Origin of the sequence: Luteimonas terrae (assembly GCF_004358165.1) — a bacterium.
GTDB classification, from domain to species: domain Bacteria; phylum Pseudomonadota; class Gammaproteobacteria; order Xanthomonadales; family Xanthomonadaceae; genus Luteimonas; species Luteimonas terrae.
Map to the genome: position 1 here is coordinate 992,341 of NZ_SMTG01000002.1, position 25,317 is coordinate 1,017,657.

Sequence of the window (25,317 nt, forward strand, 5' to 3'; positions counted from 1 at the left end):
GGCCCCTGCGTGCCGGAGACCAGCCGGCACGCCTGGCGGGCGTCGCGTTGACGCCGCACTCGTGGACCGGACGGCGGGCGCGTCGCGATGCCCGCCCTGCAGGTCAAGGTCTCAACCGCCGCCGCCCGCGCCTTCATGGATACCGCCGCGCGTCAGTTCGGCCGGGTCGAGCAGCGTCTCCAGTTCCGCCTGCGATAGCCCGCTGTCCTCCAGCGCGACATCCAGCACCGGCCGCTGCTCCTTGTAGGCCCGCTTGGCGATCGCGGCCGCCTTCTCGTATCCGATGATCGGGTTGAGTGCGGTGACCAGGATCGGGTTGCGCGACAGCGCGGCATCGATGTTGTCGCGACGCACCTTCAATCCGGCGATGGCGTCGTCGGCCAGCAGGCGGCTGACGTTCGACAGCAGCTGGATCGATTCGAGCAGGTTCGCCGCGATCAGCGGCAGCGCGACGTTGAGCTGGAAGTTGCCGGTCTGCCCAGCGACGGTAATCGCCGCGTGGTGGCCGATGACCTGCGCGGCGACCATGACCGTCGCCTCTGGAATCACCGGATTGACCTTGCCCGGCATGATCGAGCTGCCCGGCTGCAGCGCCGGCAGTTCGATCTCGCCCAGGCCGCCGAGCGGTCCGGAGTTCATCCAGCGCAGATCGTTGGCGATCTTGATCAGCGCGACGGCCAGCGCGTTGAGCTGACCCGACAGTTCGACCGCGTCGTCCTGGGTGGCGATGCCCTCGAACTTGTCTTCGGCCGAATCGAAGCTGGTGCGCGTCAGTGTCGACAGCGCACGCGCGACCTTCTTGCCGAACTGCGGATGCGCGTTGATGCCCGTGCCGATGGCGGTGCCGCCGATCGGCAGACGCCGCAGGCGCTTGAGCGTGTCGGTCAGGCGGGCTTCGGCCGATGCGAGCTGCGAGGACCACGCGCCGAACTCCTGGGCGAAGGTCAGCGGCATCGCATCCATCAGATGCGTGCGGCCGGTCTTGACCACCTTACCGAGCGAACGCCCGCGCTTGTCGATCGTGCGGCGCAGATGCTTGAGGGCGGGCAGCAGATCCTCGACCACGGCCAGCTGCGCGGACACGCGGATCGCGGTCGGCACGACGTCGTTGGAACTCTGGCCGAGATTGACGTGATCGTTGGGATGGATCTTCTGGCGCGCGTTCGAGGCCAGCGTCGCGATGACCTCGTTGGCGTTCATGTTCGACGAGGTGCCCGAACCGGTCTGGTAGATGTCGACCGGGAACTGCGCATCGTGCGTGCCTTCTGCCACTTCGAGCGCGGCGGTGCGGATCGCCTTGCCGGCCTTCTCCGGCAGCAGGCCCAGGCCCGCATTGACCTCCGCGGCGGCAGCCTTGACCAGGCCCAGCGCCCGGATGAAGCCGCGCGGCATGGCACGGCCGGAAATCGGGAAGTTCTGCACGGCGCGCTGGGTCTGGGCGCCCCACAGGGCGTCGGCGGGCACCTGCAGTTCGCCCATGCTGTCGTGTTCGGTACGGAACGCCGCGGCGTTCGGAAGCTTGCTCATGTGACCGGCTCCGGAAAATCGGGGAAGACGCGGCCCGCGGACGCGGGGCGTCGATGACGTGATCTTCCGGCTCGGGCCGTGTGCGTGGCGCGTTGGAACGACGGCGGGACGGGGGAAGATCCGGCTGGCGACAGGCGCTGGCGTCGTGCGGAGCAGGATACGCGAGGCGGGCGCAGGCTAAAATGGCCGCTTCGCCCGCCGCACCGCAGATCCCCATGTCCGAGACCCAGAAGACCGAAGCCGCCCTGCTCGCCCTGTCGCCGCTCGACGGCCGCTACGCCAACAAGGTCGATGCGCTGCGCCCGATCTTCTCCGAGTACGGCCTGATCCGCGCCCGTGTGCGCGTGGAGATCGAATGGCTGATCGCGCTGGGCGACGAGCCGGGCATCGCCGAGCTGCCGGCCTTCGATGACACGCAGCGTACACGTCTGAAGGCGCTGGCCGAGGACTTCTCGGTCGCCGATGCCGCGCGCGTCAAGCAGATCGAGCGCACCACCAATCACGACGTCAAGGCGGTCGAGTACTTCATCAAGGAACAGTTGAAGGATGACGCGTCGCTGGCAGCTTCGCTGGAGTTCGTGCACTTCGCCTGCACCAGCGAGGACATCAACAACCTGTCCTACGCGCTGATGCTGTCGGAGGCGCGCCAGAATGTGCTGCTGCCGGCGCTGGACACGCTGATCGGCACGCTCCGCACGATGGCGCATGCGCACGCCGCGCTGCCGCTGCTGTCGCGCACGCACGGGCAGACCGCGTCGCCGTCGACGGTCGGCAAGGAACTGGCGAACGTGGTCGCGCGCCTGCAGCGCCAGGCCGAACTGCTGTGGGATGTCGCCCTGACCGGCAAGATCAACGGCGCGGTCGGCAACTACAACGCGCACGTCGTGTCCTATCCCGATGTCGACTGGCCGGCGTTCTCGCAGCGCTTCGTCGAATCGCTGGGCATCGTGTTCAACCCCTACACCACCCAGATCGAGCCGCACGACTGCGTGGCCGAGTTCAGCGACGTGCAGAAGCGCGTCAACACGATCGGCATCGACCTGTGCCGCGACATCTGGGGCTACATCTCGCTGGGCTATTTCAAGCAGGCGCTCAAAGAAGGCGAAGTCGGCAGCTCGACGATGCCGCACAAGGTCAACCCGATCGACTTCGAGAACGCCGAAGGCAATTTCGGCATCGCCAACGCGCTGTTCGAGCACTTCGCCGCCAAGCTGCCGGTCAGCCGCTGGCAGCGCGACCTGACCGATTCCACCGTGCTGCGTGCGCTGGGCACCGCGTTCGGCCACACGATGATCTCGCTCGACGCGCTGCAGCGCGGCCTCGCCAAGCTCAGCGTCAATCCCGAGCGCCTGGCCGCCGATCTCGACGCGTCGTGGGAAGTGCTGGCCGAGGCCGTGCAGACGGTGATGCGCCGGCACGGCCTGCCGAACCCCTACGAGCAGCTCAAGGCGCTGACCCGCGGCCAGGGCATCACCGCCGACTCGATGCGCAGCTTCGTCGACGGTCTCGACCTGCCGGCCGCCGACAAGGCGCGCCTGCGCGAGCTGGTGCCGGGCAGCTACACCGGCCTGGCCGAGCAGCTCGCCCGCGCCGTCTGAGGCACGCGCCAGGGCGCGACACGGCCTGAACGATCGCGCCCCCAGGATGGCGGCGTTCCCACGCCACGAGGCCGCCATGCGTTCCGTTCTGCCAGTACTGTGCATCGCCCTCCTGTGCGCGTCCGGCTGCAGCCGGGACGAGTCCGCCACGCCGGCGCCGTCCGCGCCAGTTGTCCCCGACGCCGCTGCGCCAGTCCCCGCGACCTCCGGCACGCTGATCGATCCGGCCAGCGGTGCGCGCTGCGATGGGCAGGACGTGGCCATCACCCGCGACGGATTCGAGCTGGTGCTCGAGGGCACGTGCGGTGCCATCGTCATCACCGCGTCCAACGGCGCCGTCAATGTGGACCGCGCGACCTCGGTGCGCGTCGAGGGCAGCCAGGTCACGGTGCTCAACAGCCGGGTGGAGAGCGTCGACGTGCGCGGCACCGACAACACGCTCAACCTCACCGACGTCGGCACGCTCGACGTATCCGGTGACCGCAACCTGGTGCTCGCGCGTGGCATCGAACGCGTGACGCTCCGCGGCGCGTCGAACACGGTCAATCCCGACAACGCGCCTGCGGTCGAGGATTCGGGCACCGGCAACCGGGTCCTGTGAGCGGACAGGCCGTGCGCATCCTGCTCAACATCGACGTCGACGATCCCGATCGCGCGGCGGCCTTTTATGCCGCCGCCTTCGGCCTGACGCCGGCGAGGCGCTTCGGCGACGCCGCCATCGAACTGCTGGGCGCCTCTGCGCCGCTGTACGTGCTGCGCAAGGCGACCGGCACCATCGGCGCGGGCAGCGCGCCTCGCGACTACACGCGACACTGGATGCCGCTGCATCTGGACGTGGTGGTGGACGATGTGGACGCGGCACTCGCCACGGCCCTGCATGCGGGCGCGGTGCAGGAGGGCGCGATCCGCGACGAGACCTACGGGCGGATCGTGCATCTGGCCGACCCCTTCGGCCACGGCTGGTGTCTGCTCGAGTTCAGTGCACGTGGGTATGACGCGATTGCGACGGGGCAACAGGGCTGACGATATCTGCTCGTCGTCCCAGCGGCTTTCAACGGACGCATGTCCGGTCAAGCTGGAAGCGCTTTTCAGCACCCGAACGACTGGTCACCCATTTTCGCGACGGACTTGCGCGCGTTACAAGCCAGATCAAAATGGGCCCCAGCGTCCGCTGGGGCGACGGCAATGGTTCCGTCATCCCGGCGAACGCCGGGATCCAGTGGCTTCCATGCAGCCACGCCTATCCCAGCGAAAGACGCTGGATCCCGGCCTGACCGGACGTGCGTCCACTGAAGGCCGCCGAGATGACGGACTCTGATGCAGGCCGGCCGGACAGCACATTTTCCGCTACCCTCCCGCCCCATGAGCAAAGCCCCCCTTCCCTTCGAAATCGACGCCCGCAAGGCCGGCGGTCCGCTCGGCATGCCGGCCGCGCAATTCCTGCGCGATTACTGGCAGAAGCGCCCGCTGCTGATCCGCAATGCGTTTGCGGACTTCGAGAGTCCGCTGCAGCCCGAGGACCTCGCGGGCCTGGCCTGCGAGGAGATCGCGCTGTCGCGACTGATCCGCCACGACCGCAGCCGTGACGGCTGGCAGGTCGAGACCGGCCCCTTCGACGAGGACCTGTTCCCGGGCCTCGGCGACCGCGACTGGACGCTGCTGGTGCAGGACGTCGACAAGTGGGATGCCGACGTCGCCGCGCTGCTGCCGCATTTTGACTTCCTGCCGCGCTGGCGCATCGACGACGTCATGGTCAGTTTCGCCGCGACCGGCGGCTCGGTCGGTGCGCACGTCGACCAGTACGACGTGTTCCTGCTGCAGGGCCAGGGGCATCGCCGCTGGCAGATCGACGCGTCCGATGCGATGGGCCTTGGCGTGCCGTCGCAGGACTTCCGCGACGATGTCGAGCTCAAGCTCCTGCGCACGTTCGACCCGACCCACGAGTGGGTGCTCGGCCCCGGCGACATGCTCTATCTGCCGCCGATGGTCCCGCATCACGGCGTGGCCGAAGATCCCTGCCTGACGTTCTCGGTCGGCATGCGCGCGCCGTCGGTGGCCGAGCTGATGGGCGACTACATCGATACGCTGGCCGCCGAGGCCGACGAGTCGATCCGCTACCACGACGGCAATCTCGCGCCGCAGGACGATCCCAACGAGATCGATGCCGACGCGATGGCGCGCGTGGTCGAGGCGCTCAACGTGATGCGCATGAACGATCCCGACCGGCTCGGCGACTGGTTCGGCAGCTTCATCACCGGCTACCGCAATGCGCAGCAGGTCGTCGCCGGCGGCGAGCCGCCGCCACGCATCGAGCTGGAATGGCTGCTGTCGCAGGACCAGGCCGTGCTGCAGCGCAATCCCTTCACCCGCATGGCCTGGCGCCGCGCGCAGAACGGCGCGCGCCTGTTCGCGTCGGGGACCGCGTGGCCGCTGCCGCTGCGTGATGCCCGCACCCTGGCTGCCGAGCCGCGCCTCGACGGCCTTGCTTACGCGGCGCTGTCGGGCAGCGGACGCGACGCCGTCCTTGAACTGCTGGCGCAGGGCCACTACACGGTGCTCGACGCCGACGCGGACGCATGAGCGCCGGCGCGCCGTTCGTGGTCCGCATGGTCGTCGACGGCGCGGCCCGCGATGCCGCGCACGCGGTGCGCACGGCGGTGTTCGTCGACGAACAGGGCGTGTCGCCCGACATCGAACGCGATGCGCTCGACGTGCTGAGCCGCCACGTCCTCGCCACCGGACCCGACGGCACGCCGATCGGCGCCGGCCGGATCGCGCCCGATGGCCGGATCGGACGCATGGCCGTGCTGGCCGACTGGCGCGGCCGCGGTGTCGGCGAGGCGATGCTGCAGACCCTGCTCGACGACGCGCGCGAACGCGGCCTGCGCAGCACCTGGTTGCACGCGCAGTTGCCGGCGATGGGGCTCTACGCCCGCGCGGGCTTCGTGGCCGAGGGGCCGCAGTTCGACGAGGCCGGCATTGCGCATCGCACGATGCGCCGCCACGCCGGCGCCGCCTTCGCGGTCGAGGATGCCGACACCGCGGTCGATGCCACCGTGACCATCATCGCCTCGGCACGTCGCACGATCGCCCTTCGCAGCCGCGACCTCGATCCGGGCCTGTACGACCATCCCGACGTGCTGGCCGCACTGCGCCGCTTCGTCACCGGCACCCGCGGCGCCAGCGTGCAGATGCTGCTGCACGACCCGGCCACGGTGCAGCGCCGCGGATCGCCGCTGCTGGCGCTCGCGCAGCGTCTGCCCAGCGCACTCGCGTTCCGCGCCGTCGAAGACCCGGTGGATCGCGAGTTCGCCGGCGCGTTCCTGGTCAACGATGCGGGTGGGTTCCACGTGCGCACACTCGGCACGCGGATGGACGGCGACGCCGCCACCGACCTGCCCGGACGCGCGCGTCAGCTGCAGCAGCAGTTCGCGCCGGTATGGGAACGTTCACGTGTCTGCAGCGAGTTCCGCGCACTCGGCATCTGAGGCGCGCGACCGCGTCCGACTCACGCCCTGCACGCATCGCGGGATGCACCATTCCCGCGCATCGCCCTTGGTCATGGTGCATCGCGGCGAACGAGGCGCGTATACTGCCCGACGTCGTTTTCGCGCCCGATCCGGCCCGTTTTTCGTGACGAGCTCCGGGTCCGGCCCAGCCCCTTCCCCAAAGAGTCCGAATCACCCGACGTGGACAGTCTCCTGAAGCAGTTTGCGCAGTCCTCCCAGTTCGGCGCCAATGCCGCCTTTATCGAAGACCTGTACGAGCAGTATCTCGTCGATCCCGACAGCGTCGGGACGGACTGGAAACGGTGGTTCGATACCTTCAAGGGCCGCGAGGCCGGTGACGTGCCGCACTCTGCGGTGCTGTCGGCCGTGGCCGAAGCCGGACGCCAGGCTGCACGCGGCGTGGTCCAGGCCGGTGGTACTGGCGCTGCAGGCGACGAGCGCGAGCGCCACGTCGGCCGCCTGATCACCGCCTACCGCTCGCGTGGCCATCTCGGGGCGAAGCTCGATCCGCTGGATCTGTCGCCGCCGATGAACCCGCCGGATCTGGGCCTGCCCTTCCACCAGCTCACCGATGCCGACCTCGACGACGAGTTCAGCACCGGCGGCGTCGGCGGCCAGCCGCGCATGAAGCTGCGTGACCTGCTCGCGCTGCTCAAGACAACCTACTCCAGCCAGATCGGCGCGGAGTTCATGCACATCCCGGACTTCGAACAGCGCAGCTGGCTCTACCAGCGCCTGGAGAATGCCGGCGGCCGGTTCGCGCGCAGCGAGTCGGAGAAGAAGCGCATCCTCGAGCGGCTGACCGCGGCCGAAGGTCTCGAGCGCTACCTGCACACCAAGTACGTCGGCCAGAAGCGCTTCTCGCTCGAAGGCGGCGATGCCCTGATTCCGCTGCTCGACAGCGTGATCCAGCGCGCCGGCAAGGAAGGCGTCAAGGACATCGTGATCGGCATGGCCCACCGCGGCCGCCTCAACGTGCTCGTCAACACGCTCGGCAAGAATCCGCGCAAGCTCTTCGACGAGTTCGAAGGCAAGTTCGACCACCACGACGACGATCGCGCCCACACCGGCGACGTGAAGTACCACATGGGCTTCTCGGCCGATCTCGCGACCCCGGGCGGCTCGGTGCATCTGGCGCTGGCGTTCAACCCGTCGCACCTGGAAATCGTCAACCCGGTGGTCGCCGGCAGCGTGCGTTCGCGCCAGCACCGCCGTCGCGACGCCGAGCGCAAGCTGGTGCTGCCGGTGCTGCTGCACGGCGACGCGGCCTTCGCCGGTCAGGGCGTCAACATGGAGCTGTTCCAGATGTCGCAGGCCCGCGGTTTCGCGGTCGGCGGCACGGTGCACGTGGTCATCAACAACCAGGTCGGCTTCACCACCAGCAACCTGGAAGACTCGCGCTCCACGCTCTACTGCACCGACGTGGCCAAGATGGTCGGCGCGCCGATCCTGCACGTGAACGCCGACGACCCGGAAGCGGTCGTGTTCTGCGCGGAGCTCGCCTACGACTTCCGCCAGCAGTTCGGCAAGGACGTCGTCATCGACCTGGTCTGCTACCGCCGCCACGGCCACAACGAGGCCGACGAACCGGCGGCGACGCAGCCGCTGATGTACCAGGTGATTCGCAAGCACAAGACCCCGCGCGAGCTGTACACCGCGCAGCTGGTGTCGGAAGGCGTGCTCACCGAGGACGCCGCCAAGGCCATCGTCGACGGCTACCGCGACAAGCTCGACGCGGGCGAGGTCACGGTAGAACTGGCCGACGCCAAGCCGGCCGACTACGAACTGACGATCGACTGGGACCCGTATCTCAAGGGCCGCCTGAGCGACACGCTCGACACCACGGTGTCGGTCGACAAGCTGAAAGCGCTGGCCACGCAGATCACCACCCTGCCCGAGTCGCTGGCACTGCAGGCCCGCGTGGCCAAGATCTACGACGACCGTCGCAAGATGGCCACCGGCGAGCAGCCGGGCGACTGGGGCTTCGCCGAGAACCTCGCCTACGCCACGCTGCTCGACGCGGGCAACCGCCTGCGCCTGGTCGGCCAGGATTCGGGCCGCGGCACCTTCTTCCACCGCCACGCGGTGCTGCACGACCAGAAGAGCGGCGGCACCTACATGCCGCTGCGCGAGCTGGTGCAGAACCCGGAAGACGCGACGATCATCGACTCGCTGCTCAGCGAAGAAGCGGTCATGGCGTTCGAGTACGGCTACGCGTCGTCGGAGCCGGGCACGCTGTGCATCTGGGAAGGCCAGTTCGGCGACTTCGCCAACGGCGCCCAGGTGGTCATCGACCAGTTCCTGTCGTCGGGCGAAGCCAAGTGGGAGCGCCTCTGCGGTCTGGCGCTGTTCCTGCCGCACGGCTACGAAGGCCAGGGTCCCGAGCACAGCTCGGCGCGTCTGGAGCGCTTCCTGCAGCTGTGCGCGCTCGACAACATGATGGTCTGCGTGCCCACGACCCCGGCGCAGGCCTTCCACATGATCCGCCGCCAGCTGTGCATGACCACGCGCAAGCCGCTGGTCGTCATGACACCGAAGTCGCTGCTGCGCCACAAGCTGGCCGTCTCGACGCTCGAGGAACTGGCCAACGGCGAGTTCCAGCATCTGATTCCGGACCACGACGCCGATCCGAAGAAGGTCACGCGCGTCGTCGCCTGTTCGGGCAAGGTCTACTACGACCTGCTGGAAGAGGCGCGCAAGCAGGGTCTCGACAACGTCGCGCTGGTCCGCGTGGAACAGCTCTATCCGTTCCCGCGCGAACTGCTGACCGCCGAGCTCAAGCGCTTCCCCAAGGCCACCGAAGTCGTGTGGTGCCAGGAAGAGCCGCAGAACCAGGGCGCGTGGTACCAGATCAAGCATCACCTCGAATACTGCTCGGGTGCGAAGCAGTCGGTGCACTACGCCGGCCGTTCGCGCTCGCCCTCGCCCGCCGTCGGTCATTTCAACGACCACGTCGCCGAGCAGACGCAGCTGATCGCCGATGCCCTGGTCAACGATCTTGCCGGCAAGGTGATCGCCGAGTAATCCGGCGCGCATCCCGCTCACCCATTCCCCACATTCAACGCTTTTCCAGGAAGCCACATGGCCACTGAAATCAAAGTCCCGGTCCTGCCCGAATCCGTCTCCGACGCGACCATCGCCACCTGGCACAAGAAGGCCGGCGATGCGGTCAAGCGCGACGAGAACATCGTCGACCTGGAGACCGACAAGGTCGTCCTCGAAGTGCCGTCGACCGTCGACGGCGTGATCAAGGAGATCAAGTTCGAGGAAGGCGCAACCGTCAACAGCCAGCAGGTCATCGCGATCATCGAGGAAGGCGCGGCCGCCGAAGCGCCGGCCGCCGAATCGGGCGCCAAGGGCAAGGAAGCACCGGCCGCCGGTGCCGAGGAAGTGCAGCCGAAGGCCGAGGCCAAGCAGGCCGACGACAAGGCGCCGGCCTCGACCAAGCCGCAGTCCTCGGGCAAGAACGACGGCCTGCCGCCGGGCGCGCGCTTCACCGCTGAGACCAAGGGCATCGACGCCTCGCAGGTCGAAGGCACCGGCCGCCGCGGCGCGGTGACCAAGGAAGACCTGATCAACTACGCCTCGGGCAAGACCCAGGGCGTGTCGGGCGGTGCACGTCCGGAAGAACGCGTGCCGATGACCCGCATCCGCAAGACCATTGCGGCGCGTTTGATGCAGTCGAAGGAATCGATCGCGATGCTGACCTCGTTCAATGAGGTCAACCTGGGCAAGGTGATGGCGCTGCGCAAGGAACTGGGCGAACAGTTCCAGAAGGACCACGGCATCAAGCTCGGCTTCATGAGCTTCTTCGCCAAGGCCGCCGCCAACGCGCTGGCCAAGTACCCGGTGATCAATGCCTCGGTCGACGGCACCGACATCATCTACCACGGCTACGCCGACATCTCGGTCGCCATCTCGACCGATCGCGGTCTGGTGACGCCGGTGCTGCGCAACGTCGAGCGCCAGTCCTTCGCCGAGATCGAGCAGGGCATCGCCGACTACGCCAAGAAGGCGCGCGACGGCAAGCTGGGCCTGGACGATCTGCAGGGCGGCACGTTCACGATCACCAACGGCGGCACCTTCGGCTCGCTGATGTCGACGCCGATCGTCAACCCGCCGCAGTCGGCGATCCTGGGCATGCACGCCATCAAGGAACGCGCGATCGTCGAGAACGGCCAGGTGATCGCCGCGCCGATGATGTACCTGGCGCTGTCCTACGACCACCGCATCATCGACGGCAAGGAAGCGGTGCTGTTCCTGGTCGACATCAAGAACCAGCTCGAAAACCCGCACCGCATGCTGCTGGGCATGTGATGCGTCGCGACCCCCTCCACGGAGGGGGTCTGCGCATGTGGCGCCGCGTGCGCCACGCTCCCCCATTCGCCGCAACGGCACCTGCTCCCGCGGGCAGGCATTGAAGAAGGAATTCCCCATGGCTGAACAATTCGACGTCGTCGTCATCGGTGCCGGCCCGGCCGGCTACCACGCCGCCATCCGCGCCGCGCAGCTCGGCAAGACCGTCGCCTGCATCGACGCCGCGCTGGGCAAGGACGGCAAGCCGGCCCTCGGTGGCACCTGCCTGCGCGTGGGCTGCATTCCGTCGAAGGCGCTGCTCGATTCCTCGCGCCAGTTCTGGAACATGGGCCACATCTTCGGCGACCACGGCATCAGCTTCAAAGACGCGAAGATCGACGTCGAAGCGATGGTCGGCCGAAAGGACAAGATCGTGAAGCAGTTCACCGGCGGCATCGCGATGCTGTTCAAGGCGAACAAGGTCGCGGCCTACTACGGCTTCGCCACGCTGCACGCCGACCGCCTCGTCAAGGTCAAGCAGCACGACGGCTCGGAGGTCGAGCTGACCGGCACCAACGTCATCATCGCTGCCGGTTCGGATTCGATCGAACTGCCGTTCGCGAAGTTCGACGGCGACACCATCGTCGACAACGTCGGCGCACTGGACTTCACCGAAGTGCCCAAGCGCCTGGCGGTCATCGGCGCGGGCGTGATCGGCCTTGAACTGGGCAGCGTGTGGAAGCGTCTCGGCAGCGAGGTCACGATCCTCGAGGCGCTGCCGGACTTCCTGGCCGCCGCCGACGCCGAAGCCGCCAAGGCCGCGCTCAAGGAATTCAAGAAGCAGGGCCTCGACATCAAGCTGGGCGCCAAGGTCTCCAAGACCGAAGTGACCGGCAAGGGCAAGAAGAAGGAAGTCGTCGTCAGCTACACCGACGGCAGCGGCGAGCAGACGCTCACCGTCGACAAGCTGCTGGTCGCCGTGGGTCGCAAGGCCGCGAGCAAGGGCCTGCTGGCCGACGATTCGGGCGTCAAGCTGACCGACCGCGGCCAGATCGAAGTCGACGCGCACTGCCACACCGGCGTCGATGGCGTCTGGGCGATCGGCGACTGCGTGCGCGGCCCGATGCTTGCGCACAAGGGCTTCGAGGAAGGCGTGGCCGTGGCCGAGCTGATCGCCGGCCTGCCGGGCCACGTCAACTTCGACACGATTCCGTGGGTCATCTACACAGAGCCGGAACTCGCTTGGGTCGGCAAGACCGAGCAGCAGCTCAAGGCCGAGGGCATTCCGTACAAGGCCGGCAGCTTCCCGTTCGCGGCAAACGGCCGTGCGGTGGCGATGAGCGAGCCGGCCGGCTTCGTCAAGGTGCTCGCGCATGCCGAGACCGACCGCGTGCTGGGCATGCATCTGGTCGGCGCCAACGTGTCGGAGCTGGTGCACGAGGGCGTGCTGACGATGGAGTTCAGCGGCTCGGCCGACGACCTCGCCCGCATCTGCCACGCGCATCCGTCGCTGTCGGAAGTGGTGCACGATGCGGCAATGGCGGTCGACAAGCGCGCGATCCACAAGGCGAACTGACGTTGGCTGTGATTGGTGATTTGTGATGGGTGATTCGTAAGAGCGCCGTCCTGCACCTCTCGCACACATCGGACGCCGGGCCATGCCCGGCGTCTGCTTTTTCGAACCACCAATCACCAATCACTAATCACGGCTTCTCATGAAAAGCATCTGCGTCTACTGCGGCTCCAATGCCGGCAGCAAGCCCGTCTACGCCGATCGCGCGACCGCGCTGGGCGACCGTCTCGCGAAGGACGGCCTGCGTCTGGTCTACGGCGGCGGCAACGTCGGCCTGATGGGCACCGTCGCCAATGCCGTGCTCGATGCCGGCGGCCAAGTCACCGGCGTGATCCCGCAGCAGCTCGCCGACTGGGAAGTCGCGCACCGCGGCCTGACCGAACTGGAGATCGTCGATTCGATGCACGCGCGCAAGATGCGCATGTTCGAACTGTCCGACGGCTTCGTCGCCCTGCCCGGCGGCTTCGGCACGATGGAGGAGATCTTCGAGATGCTGACCTGGCGCCAGCTCGGCATCGGCAACAAGCCCTGCGCGTTTCTCGACATCGACGGGTTCTACGCCCCGCTGATCGGCATGATCGACCGCATGGTCGAAGAGCGCTTCCTGCACCCCGACCAGCGCGCCGACCTGTGGTACGGCAGTGATATCGACGAGATGCTGGCGTGGATGCGGGCGTACGAGCCGGCGCAAGCGAGTAAGTGGATCGATGAGAAGCGGCGGAGTGTGATGAAGTGAGGTAATGGTGGTGGTGGCGTGAAGCTCGTACGTTTGTGAAGTGGCTTGCGCTCTTCCCGCGTTGCTACGTCGCTTGGATCGGATTCCTTGCGAAAATGGATCCCAGCTTTCGCTGGGATGACGGTGCCAGGTGTCGAGGCTTTCCTCCGCCCCGTCACCCCAGCGAAAGCTGGGGCCCATTTTGATCTTCGCGTGACCTTCTGCGGCGAAGTTCGCTGACAGCGCCCCTGCTCCGCCACCGGCACGATTGCCGCGTCGGAACACCGGGCGCCGAAATGCGCGACCGCCTCCCCTGCACCTACATTCTCGCCAGCGCCCCGCGCGGCACGCTCTACATCGGGGTGACCTCCGATCTCGTGCAGCGAATATGGCAGCACCGCAACCATCTCGCACCCGGCTTTACATCGCAGCACCGCATCCACCACCTCGTCTGGTTCGAAACCCACGATACGATGGAGGCCGCGATCACCCGCGAGAAGCGTCTGAAGGCCTGGCAGCGCCTTTGGAAGATCCAGCTCGTGGAATCCACCAACCCCCACTGGCACGACCTGTATCCTGACCTCGTCTGATACCACCGAGGTTCCACGGATGTCCCTGCCCGCACAGTTCGACGCCTTCCGCATCCACAACGACGACGCCAGCTATCGCAGCGGCATCGAACAGATCGTGATCAACGACCTCGCCGATGGCGAAGTCGACATCCGGGTCGCGCATTCGTCGGTGAACTTCAAGGACGCGCTCGCGGGGACCGGCAAGGGGAAGATCCTGCGGCGCTTCCCGCTGGTCGGCGGCATCGACGTCGCCGGCCACGTCGTCGCATCGCGCGATGCGAAGTTCAAGGAGGGTGATGCGGTTCTGGTCACCGGCAGCGGCCTGTCGGAAACACGCGATGGCGGTTATTCGCAGTACGCGCGCATCGAATCGCGGTGGGCGATTCCGCTGCCGCAGGGCCTCACGCTGCGCGAGAGCATGATTCTCGGCACCGCCGGCTTTACTGCCGCGCTGGCGCTGTTGCGCATGCACGAGAACCGGCAGGTCCCCGAACTCGGGCCGCTCGCGGTCACCGGTGCGACCGGCGGCGTGGGCTCGCTCGCGGTCGACATCTTCAGCAGCGCCGGTTTCGAGGTGCACGCGATCAGCGGCAAGGCCGAGCATGCGGACTACCTCAAGTCGATCGGCGCCAGTGAAGTGCTGGGCCGCGATGCGCTGGCCACCACCCGCCCGATGGAATCGGCGCGCTTCGGCGGCGGCCTCGATAACGTCGGCGGGCCGATGCTGGTCAGCCTGCTCGCGCAGACCACGCCCTACGGCAACGTCGCCAGCGCCGGTCTCGCGGCGAGTGCCGATCTCGGTGCCACGGTCATGCCTTTCATCATCCGCGGCGTCTCGCTGCTGGGCGTGGCGTCGGCCGGCACCGCGCGCGACATCCGCGAGCAGGTCTGGCAGCACCTCGCCAGCGACTGGAAGCCGCGTCATCTCGATGCGATCTGCAAGCGCGAGGTGGCGCTGTCGGAATTGCCCGCCACGTTCGACACGATGCTGACGGGCGGCTCGCTTGGACGGACGCTCGTCACGCTTTGATGTCGGGCGTGCTTGCGACGCCTGAATGCGCCGCTAGAATCGCGAAGTCATATCGAGGGGGAATCGATGGCACGCATCCTGATCGTGGACGACTCGCCGTCCCAGCTGATGGGCATCCGGCGCATCGTCGAAAAGCTCGGCCATGAGGCACTGACCGCCGAAGACGGCCAGGCCGGTGTCGAGGCGGCCAAGCGCGAGCTGCCGGACCTGATCCTGATGGATGTGGTGATGCCCAACCTCAACGGCTTCCAGGCCACGCGCTCGATCACGCGCGAGCCGACCACCGCGCACATTCCGGTGATCCTGGTGACTACCAAGGACCAGGACACGGACCGCGTCTGGGGCATGCGCCAGGGCGCGAAGGCCTATCTCACCAAGCCCTTCAGCGAAGTGGAACTGTCGGACGCGATCCTCAAGACGATCGGTGGCGAGCCTACACCTGCGGCGTGAGCGCTGCAGGGGTCGGACCTCCCGCTCGTCGCCCCAACGGCTTTCAACAGACGGATGTCTGGTCAGACTGTGGCCCATTCTGACTTCGCCGTTACACGCCAATCGCAAGATCAAAATGGATCCCAGCTTTCGCTGGGATGACGGTTCCGGCCTGACTGAGCGCCGTTACTTTTTCTCCACCACGAACGCATCCCGCAACGCCTCGTAGGCCGCGACCTGCTTCATGTCGTGGGCGACCGGCGCCTGGATCTCCAGCTCGACGATCTGGTCGCCGTCCGGCGCACCGCCGGTGCCCGGCAGACCCCGTCCGCGCAGCCGCAGCTTGCGACCGGCTTCGGAACTGGCGGGAATCTTGAGTTCCACCGGGCCACCCAGCGTCGCCACGCTCAGCGTGGCACCGAGGGCCGCATCCCAGGGCGCGATCGGAAGTGTGTGGATGATGTTGCGGCCGTCGACTTCGAAGTCCGGATGCGCGGCATATTCGATCTCGAGCAACAGATCGCCGCCGTGCTGGCCCTGTCGCGGCAGGCGCACGACCTGCCCAGGCTTGATGCCGCGCGGAATCTTGACCTCGAACGTCTTGCCCATCACCGGCACGCGCACGCTGTCGCCGCGATAAATCGTCTCCAGGTTCACCGCCAGCCGCGCGCGCGTGTCGCCACGCGGTTGCGGGCCGCCACGGCCAGGCTGCGCGCCACCATAGCCGCCACCGGCGCGCCGGCCGAACATCTGCTCGAAGAAGTCGCTGAAGCCGCCACCGGCGCCGCCGCCGGCGAATATCTCGTCGAAGTCGACGCCGCCCGGGCCGCCGCCGTAGCCCCCCGCCTGCGGCTGCACGTCGTCACCGGGACGATAACCGCGCGCGCGCAGGCTGTCGTAGGCCTTGCGCTTCTCCGGGTCGCGCAACGCCTCGTAGGCCTCGTTGACCGACTTGAAGGCGTCTTCGGCACCCGGCTCCTTGCTCACGTCCGGGTGGTACTTGCGCGCCAGGCGGCGGTACGCGGTCTTGATCTCCGCATCGCCGGCGTTCGGCTCGACACCGAGAATTCCGTAGTAGTCCTTGAACTGCATCTGCATCTGTCCGGTAAGGGCGCGCGGCCGGAAAGGAACTCTGGAAAACGACACGCGCGGCGACGGCCCGCAGGATACCCGCAGGCCGCCGTCGCGTCGTGAGAAACCGCGGGCGCGGCGTGCGCCCGCGGTGCGGGACTTACTGGCGCGTACCGGCCGCCGGCGTCGCGCCGACCTGGATGCGTCGCGGCGTGGTTTCGGCGCGCTTGGGGATGCTGATCTCGAGCACGCCGTGGTGTCCGCTGGCGGTGATCGCATCGGCGTCCGCACTGTCGGGCAGCGTGAAGCGGCGATGGAAGCGACCGGTGCTGCGCTCGACGCGCGAGAAGCGCACCTCGGCGCCCTCGCCGTCCGCATCGGCACCGGCGGCCGCGCGCTCGCCCTTGAGGCTCAGCACACCCTTGTCCATCCACACCTCGACATCTGCCGGGTCGATGCCGGGCAGGTCGGCGAGGATGACGAAACGCGTGCGCTCTTCGCGGATGTCGACGCGCGGCGTCCACTCGCTGGTGACGACCGAAGACGCGTCGGTATCGGTCTGCACGAACTGCTGCAGGAACTGGCGCATCTCGTCGTGGAGCGCGTGACGGGTGCCGCGGCCGGGCTGGCGCGCGACGGCGCGGAAGGTGTCGTGTCGCATGGTGGAACTCCGATTCGGGGGCGGCGCGTGCGGCCGCGATGTCCCCGATCTGGGTGTCGGCGCAGGGCTTTCAAGCATCGCCGCGACGTCACGCCACGAGCGGCTAGACTGCCGTTCACCCTCCCCGGACTGCCCCCATGACCATCCAGATCGGCGACGCCATCCCCGAAGTCACGCTCAAGCACATCCACGATGGCGTGCGCGTCATCGACACGCCGACGCTCTTCAGCGGCAAGAAGGTGGTGCTGTTCGCGGTGCCCGGCGCGTTCACGCCGACCTGTTCGGAGCGGCACCTGCCCGGCTTCGTCGAGGCCTTCGAAACCTTCCGCAAGCAGGGCATCGACGTGGTCTGCATCGCCGTCAACGACCCCTTCGTGATGCAGGCCTGGGGTGAAAGCGTCGGCGTGCCGGACGGTCTGCAGATGATTTCCGACGGCAACGGCGATTTCGTCAAGGCCATGGGACTGGAGATGGACGCCAGCGCCTACGGCATGGGCCTGCGCGCGAAGCGCTTCGCGCTGTATGCCGAGGATGGCGTGGTCAAGCAGCTGTTCGTCGAGGCGCCGGGCGAATACAAGGTGTCGTCGGCGGAGAATGTGTTGGCGAATCTGGGTTGATCGACGGCAACCCCGTAACAAGGAATCGTCGCCCCAGCGGAGGCTGGGGCCCATATTGAATTTGCTCTGAAAGTCTGAGATCAAGATCGAAATGGATCCCAGCTTGAACAGACATGCGTCCGTTGAAAGTCGCTGGGATGACGGTCTGTAAGCGCCGGAGCTTTCGCGTCCGAAGCCTCACTCCCCCACCCGGAACTCCACACGCCGCCACGCGCCGTCATCCGCCAGTGCGGTCAGTGCATGGGCACCCGGCGTGTCGAACTCGTGCCGCAACCATTGCGTGCCGCGCGTGTCACCGATCCAGCGGCCGTCGAGCAGCCACTGCACCCGGCCGTCGCTGCCCAGTGCACGCAGCTGCAGGCGCACGCCGTGCGGGCTGTTGGGTGGACGGGCGAGCAGCGTGCCCGGCGCCAGTCCTTCAATGTGCAGCGCGTCGGCGGTGTCGCGTCCGTCCGGCGCGCAATCCGGCGACAGGGCCGGCAGCCGCGATGCCTGGCGCGCCGCGGCCGGCAACCACGGCGACGCGAGCGCGGGCCAGCGTGCGATCTCGCGCGACTGGCGGACGTGAGGTGCCGTGCAGTCGGCCGACAACCGCAACCCGCTGGTCACATCCACATCGAAGCGCACCCGCCCGCTGCCCCAGCGCCCCGCGTCGCGTTCGGCGAAGGTCGGCGGCACGTTGCCGTCCAGCGTCCAGGCGGTGCGGCGGCGTTGGCACAGCGACGCGGCCTGGTCGTCTACCCCGGTGCCCAGCGGCCAGCAGATGGCGACTTCGCGCACGTTGCGCGGCGGCGGTGATCGCACCGCGTCGCCGCGCTCGCGCGGCAAGCTGTCGACGGTTTCGAACAGCAGCGGCAGCGCGGTGACCGCGCCGTACTGGCCGGGCAGCGGCGTGCCATCGGGCCGCCCCACCCAGACGCCGACCGTAAAGCGCCGTGTGCCGCCGATCGCCCACGCATCGCGATACCCGTAACTGGTCCCGGTCTTCCACGCCACGCGCGGGCGCGTGCCGGTGTCGAAGGTGTCGGCGCGTTCGCCGGGGCGCGGATTGGACTCGAGGATCTCGCGCACGATCCAGGCCGCGCCGGGTGACATCAACCGCCGCTCGACCAGTGGCGCATCCGGCGTCAGGCGCACGCGCCCGGCGACGCCCTCGCGATGCAGGGCCGCGTGCGCGCCGACGAGCTGCTCGAGCGTCGCGCCGGTGCCGCCGAGGATCAACGAGAGGTTCGGCACGGCGCCACGCGGAAACCGCAAGGTGACGCCGGCGTTGTCGAGCCGCGCCGCGAAGCGCGCAGGTCCGACACGATCGAGCAGATCGACGGCCGGCACATTGAGCGAGAGTCGCAGCGCGTCGTCCGCGCCGACCGGTCCGTTGAAGGCCGCGTCGAAGTTGCCGGGCCGATAGCCGTCGAAGGACTGCGGCGCGTCGACCAGCAGGCTGCCCGAGTGGATCAGGCCGTCGTCGAGCGCGATTCCGTAGAGAAACGGCTTGAGCGTGGAACCGGGCGAGCGCCACGCACGGACCATGTCGACATGGCCGAGCCGCGCGCGATCGCCGAACGCGACCGAACCGACGTAGGCGCGCGCTTCCAGCGTGGCGTTGTCGACGACCAGCAGCGCGGCCGAGGTGCGCTCGGGCAGTTGCGAGAAGTAGCTGGCGACGCGGTGTTCGAGCACGCGTTGCAGATCGATGTCGATCGTCGACGTGATGCGCGAGGCCTGCGGCGCCTGCTCGCGCAGGCGCTGCGCGAGCAGCGCCGCGTGCAGCGGTGCGCGCAGGCTGCGCGCGACCACCGCCTCGACTTTGGCGTCGTCGACGTCGGCACGCGACCAGACTCCGAGCGTGGCCATCCGGTCGAGCACCTTGTCGCGTGCCGCGCGCGCGGCCTCCGGTTCCCGATCGGGCCGCAGCCGGCTCGGCGCCTGCGGCAGCACCGCGAGCAATGCGCCTTCCGCATGCGACAGCTGCGCGGCCGGCTTGCCGAGATAGGCCCAGCTCGCCGCCTCGACACCCTCAATGGTGCCGCCGAACGGCGCACGTTCCAGGTACAGCGTCAGGATCTCGTCCTTCGACAGATGCACTTCGAGCTGCAGCGCCCGCAGCATCTGCACGAGCTTGCCATGCAGCGTGCGGCCACGTGGCTGCGGATCGAGGATACGCGCGACCTGCATCGTCAGCGTCGACCCGCCAGACACGATGCGGCCACCGCGCAGCCACTGCCATGCGGCCCGCGCCATCGCCGGCGGGTTGATCCCCGGATGGCGCCGGAACCAGCGATCCTCGTAGCCCAGCAGCGCCTGCAGGTACAGCGGCGACACGCTCTGTGGCGTCGCCGGATGCCGCCACACGCCATCGGCATCGGCGAACGCGCGCAGCGGTGTGCCGTCGCGCGCGACGACCACCGCGCTGGTGTCGGCGCGCGCCGGAAGCTGCGGTGGAAATGCGAGGTCGAGCGCGAGCAGGGTCAGTAGCACGGCGACCGTGCTCCAGCGCAGCCAGGGCGCAAGTCGCTTCCAGGTCTGCCGCAATCGCGAAGCGGACGTTGCACGATCGTCCTGCCTTCCCAGGTGTTCGAACACGCGGGGAGACCGGCTACGCGGACATGACGATGGAGACCGGTCGCCGCCCCGTCATGTCCGCATCGATGCCGATCCGGCGCATGCCCTTCAGGGCTGCACCACGGTGATCCGCGCCGGCACCGAGGTGCCCACGCCACGCAGCTGCGGGCGATACATGTCCTCGACCAGCGGCGGCGGTGCGGTGTAGCTGCCCGGGCTGACCGCGCGCACGAGGTAGAACACCCGCGCGGCGCGGCCGCTGTCGAGCTTGAGCGCGGCGACGTAGCGGTCGTCGCGGTACTCCTCGTGCTGCACCGTCGCCGCGCTGCCGCGCTCGGTGATCTGGATGCCGTCGACGACGACGTCCGCCCACTGCTTGGCATCGGACAGATTGAAGTTTTCGACCTCCAGACCGGCCGGCAGCAGGTCGGTCAGCAGCGCGTCGGGCATGTCGCGATCGGCGACGACGGAGACCGAGACGATCAGCGCCTCGCCCTCCTTCAGCGGCCCCGGCGTCCACGGCTTGCCGTCGGTGGCGTAGAGCCTGCGCTCGACCTTGAGCACGCTGGCGTCCGCGGCCGGCGCGGTGCGCGGCACGCCGGCGACATCGATGCTGGCGTACATCGGCGGTTCGCCCTTCGGGGTGAAGCGCACGCCGCGGCGCAGGCCGGCCTCGTCATAAGCGCGGCCGACGAGCGTGGCGGCCGGCACCGCCTCGTCGACCCCGCCTTCGCGCAGCGTGCCACCGACGCGCTTGCGCTGGTCGGACGACAGCGCACGCCCCAGACGCGCGAGTGCGATCTGCTCCTGCGTGCTCAGGTACATCCAGCCGCGATTGCGGCGCACGTCGACCTCGCGGCCGATGTCGACCGCGCGGGCATCGAACGCCGGCTTGGCGATGCCGCGTTCGTGGGTCAGCGCGATCATCAGCGAGGCATCGCGCAGCGGCGTGCCGTAGTCCCACAGATAGCCCGGGCGATCGCCGCGGAAATCGAAGCCGGCCTGCACCGCGCGCTCGCCGCGGGTCTTGTCACCCTGCAGCGACAGGGCAAGACCCAGGTGCACCAGCGGCAGTCCGGTGCGGGACGTGCCACGCTCGTTGTCCCACATCGCCCGCAGGGTGCCGAGCGGCGCGCGGTTCACGCGCGCGAGCACGTAGCCGGCGTAGGCGCGGTAGGCGAAGCGCAGGTGGTCGCGCTCGTTCTGACCGTAGAACTCGTTGCCGCCCGACAGCAGGTCCTCGCCCAGGCGCTCGAGCGATTTCTGCAGCACCGCGTCGGGCACGGCGAAGCCCGCGTCGCGCGCATCGAGCAGGAACTCGACGATGTACGGGGTCAGCATCGGGTTGACGTAGCCGTCGCTGCCCCACATCGAGAAGTGCCCGGTGCCGACCTGCATCGAGGCCAGGCGGCCGAATGCGGCTTCGACGAACTGCCGCCGCTTCGCTGCATCCACGCCCCGGATGCCCAGCATCGACACCGTGGCATCGTCGAGCTGCAGGGCCGCGTAGCCGCGGCTGGTGGTCTGCTCGGCACACCCGTAGGGATACGACAGCGCCCCGTCGATCGCGGACGCGAACGGGATCGGCGGCAGCGCGCTGACGGTGAAGCGCGCGTTGACCGAACCCGCCATCAGGCCGTCCATCAGGCCGGTGTCGAGCGTCACCGGCGTCGCGCCATCGAGCACACGCGTGCTCGACCGCAACACGGCCGGCCACGCCGCGCGCACCGGCAGGTCGTAGCTGCGGTCGACCTTGACCCCGGCGCCGTCCACGCGCACGCGCACCTTGGCGACCGAGTAGCCTTCCTGCGCGACCAGCGGGAAGCTCAGCGTGGTCTTGCCGTCGACGGACAGCTGCACCTTGCGTGCACCGTCCTCGACCGACAGCGGGCCGATGCCCTCGACGCGCACGTCGAAGGCGCCGGCACGCCCGCTGAAGTTGCTCAGGTCCAGCGTCACCGTGCTGCGGTCGCCCGGCGCCATGACGCGCGGCATGCTGGCCTCGGCGACCAGCGGTGCACGCACCACGGTCTCGACATCGTGGCTGCCGTAGCGGTCGGCCGACCAGACCAGTGCCGACACGCGCAGGGTGCCGTTGAAATCAGGCAGCTGCAGCGGGACGCGCGCGGTGCCACGCGCGTCGAGCTTCACCGGACCGGCGAACAGGTCGACGGTCTGCACGCGCGCAGTCGGTCGCCGCGCCTGCGGCAGCGCGGCCAGCGGCGCATCGCCACCGAAGCGCAGGCGCGCGGTGCCGCCTTCGAAACTCTCGATCACGCGGCCGTAGAGATCGTAGGCGTCCACGCCGAAACGACGCTGCGCGAAGAAGTGCTTCCACGCATCGGGCACCGGGAACCGGGTGATGTTGAGGATGCCCACATCGACCGCCGACACGGTGACCCAGGCCTCCTGGCCCGCGAGGTCGGGCGCGGCCACGGTGACCCGCATGGGGCCTTCCGGACGGACCAGTTCGGGTGCCTTGATGCCGACCGCGACGCGACGCTCGCGTCGCTCCATCGGCACATGCGCCACGCCGACCGCGCGCGCCGGCGTGACCGTGCTGGTCGTGCTGCCGCCGCGGAATACCAGCGCGGTCACGTAGACGTCGTGACGCTCCCAGTCTTCGGTGACCGGGATGTCGAAGGTGCTGCCCGGCTTGGCGTCGATCTCGTGCAGGTAGAGCATGCGGTCGCTTTCGACCATCAGCAGGCCCTTGCCCGGGTGCGGCGGCGTGACCGTGACACGCATCGTGTCGCCGGCGCGGTAGCCCGCCTTGTCGAGCGCGACCTTGACCTTGTCAGGGCGTGCATCGAGCCCGCGGTTGCCGTCGTCCCAGCTCCAGCCGGCGCGGAAGGGATAACGAGAGATCAGCTTCGTCGCCGGGTCCTCGACGTCGATGCGGTACTCGCCCCATTCCACCGGGAAATCGAAGCGCGTGGCATCGCTGCCGGCATCGAGCGTGCGCGTCTCGACGGTCTCGAAGCGGCGGGTGAACTCGTAGCGCCAGCCGGCGTCGTCGTTGCGCCAGTGGTAATCGCGATGCTCGCGGATCAGCGAGACCTTGAGGCCGGCCTGCGGACGCGGCTTGCCGTCGGCGCCGACGCGCACCAGCTCGAAGCGGGCGTTGCTGTTGGGATCCGCGCCGTCGTCCGGCTCGAACAGCGGGCGCACGCCGACCAGCGCATCGGCCGGCCACAGCACGCGCTTGAGCGTGCGGTTGACGTTGCGACCGCCGGTCTCGTACAGGCTGCCGGACACGATCGCGGCGATCGGCGTCGTCGGCTTCGCTTCCTCGGGCAACGGAATGTCGACGGAGAAACGGCCCTGCGCGTCGAAGCTGTCATCGGCGACGTCCCTGGCCTCGCGCGGCAGATCGACCGTCGCGTCGCCGAACACGAAGCCCGGCAGGCCCTCGACCGGCGAACGCTCGACCGCCAGCGCCAGTCGCGCGGTGAAGCGGTTGCCGCTGGCCGGCGCGCCGTAGAGGTAGGCGCCGGTGGCCTGCAGCTTCAGCGGCTCGCCCGGGCGCAGCACCGCCTGTGCGTCGAGGTCGAGCTTCATGCGTTCGGGCAGGAACTCCTCGATGCGCAGCGTCATGCCCTGCACGGCTTCGCGCGCGGCGGGATCGGTGCGGAACTCGACGCGCCAGCTGCCCGTCGGCGCATCGACCGGAATCTCGCGCTCGAAACGGAAGTAGCCGCCCTCGCCCGGCTCGACGCGCGTCTCGAAGAAGGTCTTGCCGTCGGGCTGGCGCAGACGCGCGAACAGGGCCTGCGACCGACCCTCTTTCTGTGCGACCGGGCGCCCGTCCTGGTCGCGCAGCAGCGCCGACACGCGCACGGTTTCGCCGGGGCGGTACAGATCGCGGCCCGACCAGGCGAACACGTCGAACCACGCCTGCTCGCGGCCGCTGACCGCGAACTCCGACAGGTCCAGCGCCGGCTGGTTGAAGGGCAGCAGCGAGATGTCGCTGGCACGACTGGCCACGAGCACGTGGCCGGCGTCCAGCGTGTAGTCCAGCATCGCGTTGCCCTTGGCGTCGGTGCTGGCGCGGTATACCGGCGCGCCCTTGGCATCGAGCACGCGCAGTTCCGCATTCCCGATCGGTGCGCCGGACTGCAGCGACGCGGTGTGCACGAACAGCTTCTCGCCGTATGCGCGCGCGTGCAGGCCGATGTCGCTGACGGTGAAGAACGCGGTTTCGTACTGGTCCGCGAATGCGCCAGCCTGCTTCATCACCGCGAAGTACAGACCCGGCTGCTGCAACTCGCGGATGTCCTGCAGCGGCAGGTAGGTCAGCACGCGCTCGTTGCGCGCGCCGTCGATCGCGAAGCGGTTGACGTAGACCGGCCTGGCGAGCTTCGACAGCGGCGTGTTCTCGCCCCAGCGGTTGTCGAGTTCCCAGCTGCCGCGGCGTCCGCCCCGCTGGTACTGGGTCAGGAAGGCCGGGAGCGATTCGTCGTCGACGCGCAGGAACTCGACGTCCACCTCGTCGACGTTGATCGACACGATCGGCAGACCGCGCGATTCCTTTGCCGGCAGCACGCTGCCCTGCGAGGCGAAGCCGACCACCGGGTCGAGCTCGCCGGTGAACACCTTGCGTTCGATGTCCGCGCCCAGCGTGTCGCCACCAGCCGAGGCAAGCTTGCCGGAAATCCGCACCGTGTAATCGCGGTTGGCCTCGACGTGCGGGAAGCGCAGGACCTTGCCGTCGTCGTCGAGCGTCCAACTGCCCTCACGCGCCGAACCGTCGGTGAAGGTCACCAGTGCGTCGAAATCCTGGGTACCCACCAGACTTTCGGAGAACTCCAGCGCCAGCGACAGCGCGCCGTCGCGCTGGTCGGGAAAGGCGCGGACCAGCCCGAAACCTTCGATCGTCTCGCGCTTGGTCCGGATGGCCTCACCGCTGACGCCCGGCGTCTGCCCAGCGCTGTCGCGCTCGCAGGCCGGCAGGCCCAGGACGAGCAGCAGCACCGCACACGCGGCGAGAAGACCGTGCAGACGCCACGCAGCGCGTCGGGTTCCGAAGGACATCCGCTGTACTCCGCTGCTGGGCGATGGCCGCGAGTATAGAGCGCGGCCACGTCCGGAATGCGGCGTCTGGACGGCGGAAGGGCCGGCAATGCCGGCCCTTCTGCGTGTCGCGATTTTCCCTGG

General features: G+C 68.5%; 17 protein-coding genes and 1 pseudogene. 13 read left to right on the forward strand and 5 right to left on the reverse strand.

The genetic code is table 11. The features are described 5' to 3' along the window. Positions 1 to 111: 111 nt before the first annotated feature. Positions 112 to 1,527, reverse strand: a complete 1,416-nt coding sequence (locus tag E2F49_RS04795) for a class II fumarate hydratase (RefSeq protein ID WP_133392819.1) — start codon at positions 1,525 to 1,527, stop codon at positions 112 to 114. 215 nt (positions 1,528 to 1,742) lie between these two features. Between E2F49_RS04795 and purB the strand changes: the two genes are divergently transcribed. The 12 genes and pseudogenes from purB (at position 1,743) to pilH (ending at position 15,270) form a co-directional block, all read left to right on the forward strand. Beyond that, positions 1,743 to 3,125, forward strand: coding sequence for an adenylosuccinate lyase (purB, locus tag E2F49_RS04800; protein ID WP_133392820.1), 1,383 nt, complete (start codon positions 1,743 to 1,745; stop codon positions 3,123 to 3,125). A 76-nt stretch (positions 3,126 to 3,201) separates the two neighbouring features. Beyond that, a complete protein-coding gene (locus E2F49_RS04805; RefSeq protein ID WP_133392821.1) occupies positions 3,202 to 3,726 on the forward strand; it encodes a DUF3060 domain-containing protein in 525 nt (174 codons plus the stop codon). A gap of 11 nt (positions 3,727 to 3,737) precedes the next feature. Further along, positions 3,738 to 4,148, forward strand: coding sequence for a VOC family protein (locus tag E2F49_RS04810; protein WP_133392822.1), 411 nt, complete (start codon positions 3,738 to 3,740; stop codon positions 4,146 to 4,148). 339 nt (positions 4,149 to 4,487) lie between these two features. Then, positions 4,488 to 5,699: pseudogene (locus E2F49_RS04815) on the forward strand (JmjC domain-containing protein); the annotation flags it as partial. A 2-nt stretch (positions 5,700 to 5,701) separates the two neighbouring features. Further along, entirely contained in the window at positions 5,702 to 6,613 is a 912-nt protein-coding gene (locus tag E2F49_RS04820) for a GNAT family N-acetyltransferase (protein ID WP_243713437.1), read from the forward strand. Between the two features lie 201 nt (positions 6,614 to 6,814). Further along, the gene (locus E2F49_RS04825) at positions 6,815 to 9,658 is read left to right on the forward strand and encodes a 2-oxoglutarate dehydrogenase E1 component (protein WP_133392824.1); all 2,844 of its coding nucleotides are present in this window, start codon (positions 6,815 to 6,817) and stop codon (positions 9,656 to 9,658) included. A gap of 57 nt (positions 9,659 to 9,715) precedes the next feature. Continuing rightward, positions 9,716 to 10,951 carry a dihydrolipoyllysine-residue succinyltransferase gene (gene sucB / locus E2F49_RS04830; RefSeq protein WP_133392825.1) on the forward strand — a complete coding sequence of 412 codons (1,236 nt, stop codon included), beginning with the start codon at positions 9,716 to 9,718 and terminating at the stop codon, positions 10,949 to 10,951. Between the two features lie 118 nt (positions 10,952 to 11,069). After that, the gene (gene lpdA / locus E2F49_RS04835) at positions 11,070 to 12,506 is read left to right on the forward strand and encodes a dihydrolipoyl dehydrogenase (RefSeq protein ID WP_133392826.1); all 1,437 of its coding nucleotides are present in this window, start codon (positions 11,070 to 11,072) and stop codon (positions 12,504 to 12,506) included. Between the two features lie 139 nt (positions 12,507 to 12,645). Continuing rightward, complete coding sequence (locus E2F49_RS04840) at positions 12,646 to 13,239, forward strand: LOG family protein (RefSeq protein ID WP_133392827.1); 594 nt, start codon at positions 12,646 to 12,648, stop codon at positions 13,237 to 13,239. A 275-nt stretch (positions 13,240 to 13,514) separates the two neighbouring features. Next, positions 13,515 to 13,808, forward strand: a complete 294-nt coding sequence (locus E2F49_RS04845) for a GIY-YIG nuclease family protein (protein ID WP_133392828.1) — start codon at positions 13,515 to 13,517, stop codon at positions 13,806 to 13,808. 19 nt (positions 13,809 to 13,827) lie between these two features. Next, positions 13,828 to 14,820 carry a YhdH/YhfP family quinone oxidoreductase gene (locus E2F49_RS04850; RefSeq protein WP_133392829.1) on the forward strand — a complete coding sequence of 331 codons (993 nt, stop codon included), beginning with the start codon at positions 13,828 to 13,830 and terminating at the stop codon, positions 14,818 to 14,820. Between the two features lie 66 nt (positions 14,821 to 14,886). Beyond that, the gene (gene pilH, locus E2F49_RS04855; protein ID WP_133392830.1) at positions 14,887 to 15,270 is read left to right on the forward strand and encodes a twitching motility response regulator PilH; all 384 of its coding nucleotides are present in this window, start codon (positions 14,887 to 14,889) and stop codon (positions 15,268 to 15,270) included. Positions 15,271 to 15,435: 165 nt separating this feature from the next. Here the strand turns inward: pilH and E2F49_RS04860 are convergent, their stop codons facing one another. Both E2F49_RS04860 and E2F49_RS04865 read right to left on the reverse strand, forming a co-directional pair. Then, complete coding sequence (locus E2F49_RS04860; protein ID WP_055249857.1) at positions 15,436 to 16,341, reverse strand: DnaJ C-terminal domain-containing protein; 906 nt, start codon at positions 16,339 to 16,341, stop codon at positions 15,436 to 15,438. A 139-nt stretch (positions 16,342 to 16,480) separates the two neighbouring features. Continuing rightward, positions 16,481 to 16,981 (reverse strand): Hsp20/alpha crystallin family protein, encoded by a 501-nt coding sequence (locus E2F49_RS04865; RefSeq protein ID WP_055248530.1) that lies wholly within the window; start codon positions 16,979 to 16,981, stop codon positions 16,481 to 16,483. Positions 16,982 to 17,118: 137 nt separating this feature from the next. Between E2F49_RS04865 and E2F49_RS04870 the strand changes: the two genes are divergently transcribed. Beyond that, a complete protein-coding gene (locus E2F49_RS04870) occupies positions 17,119 to 17,598 on the forward strand; it encodes a peroxiredoxin (RefSeq protein ID WP_133392831.1) in 480 nt (159 codons plus the stop codon). A gap of 177 nt (positions 17,599 to 17,775) precedes the next feature. Here E2F49_RS04870 and pbpC read toward each other — a convergent pair whose 3' ends face one another. Both pbpC and E2F49_RS04880 read right to left on the reverse strand, forming a co-directional pair. Next, complete coding sequence (pbpC, locus tag E2F49_RS04875; protein ID WP_133393461.1) at positions 17,776 to 20,169, reverse strand: penicillin-binding protein 1C; 2,394 nt, start codon at positions 20,167 to 20,169, stop codon at positions 17,776 to 17,778. 99 nt (positions 20,170 to 20,268) lie between these two features. Then, complete coding sequence (locus E2F49_RS04880) at positions 20,269 to 25,194, reverse strand: alpha-2-macroglobulin family protein (RefSeq protein WP_133392832.1); 4,926 nt, start codon at positions 25,192 to 25,194, stop codon at positions 20,269 to 20,271. Positions 25,195 to 25,317 lie beyond the last annotated feature (123 nt).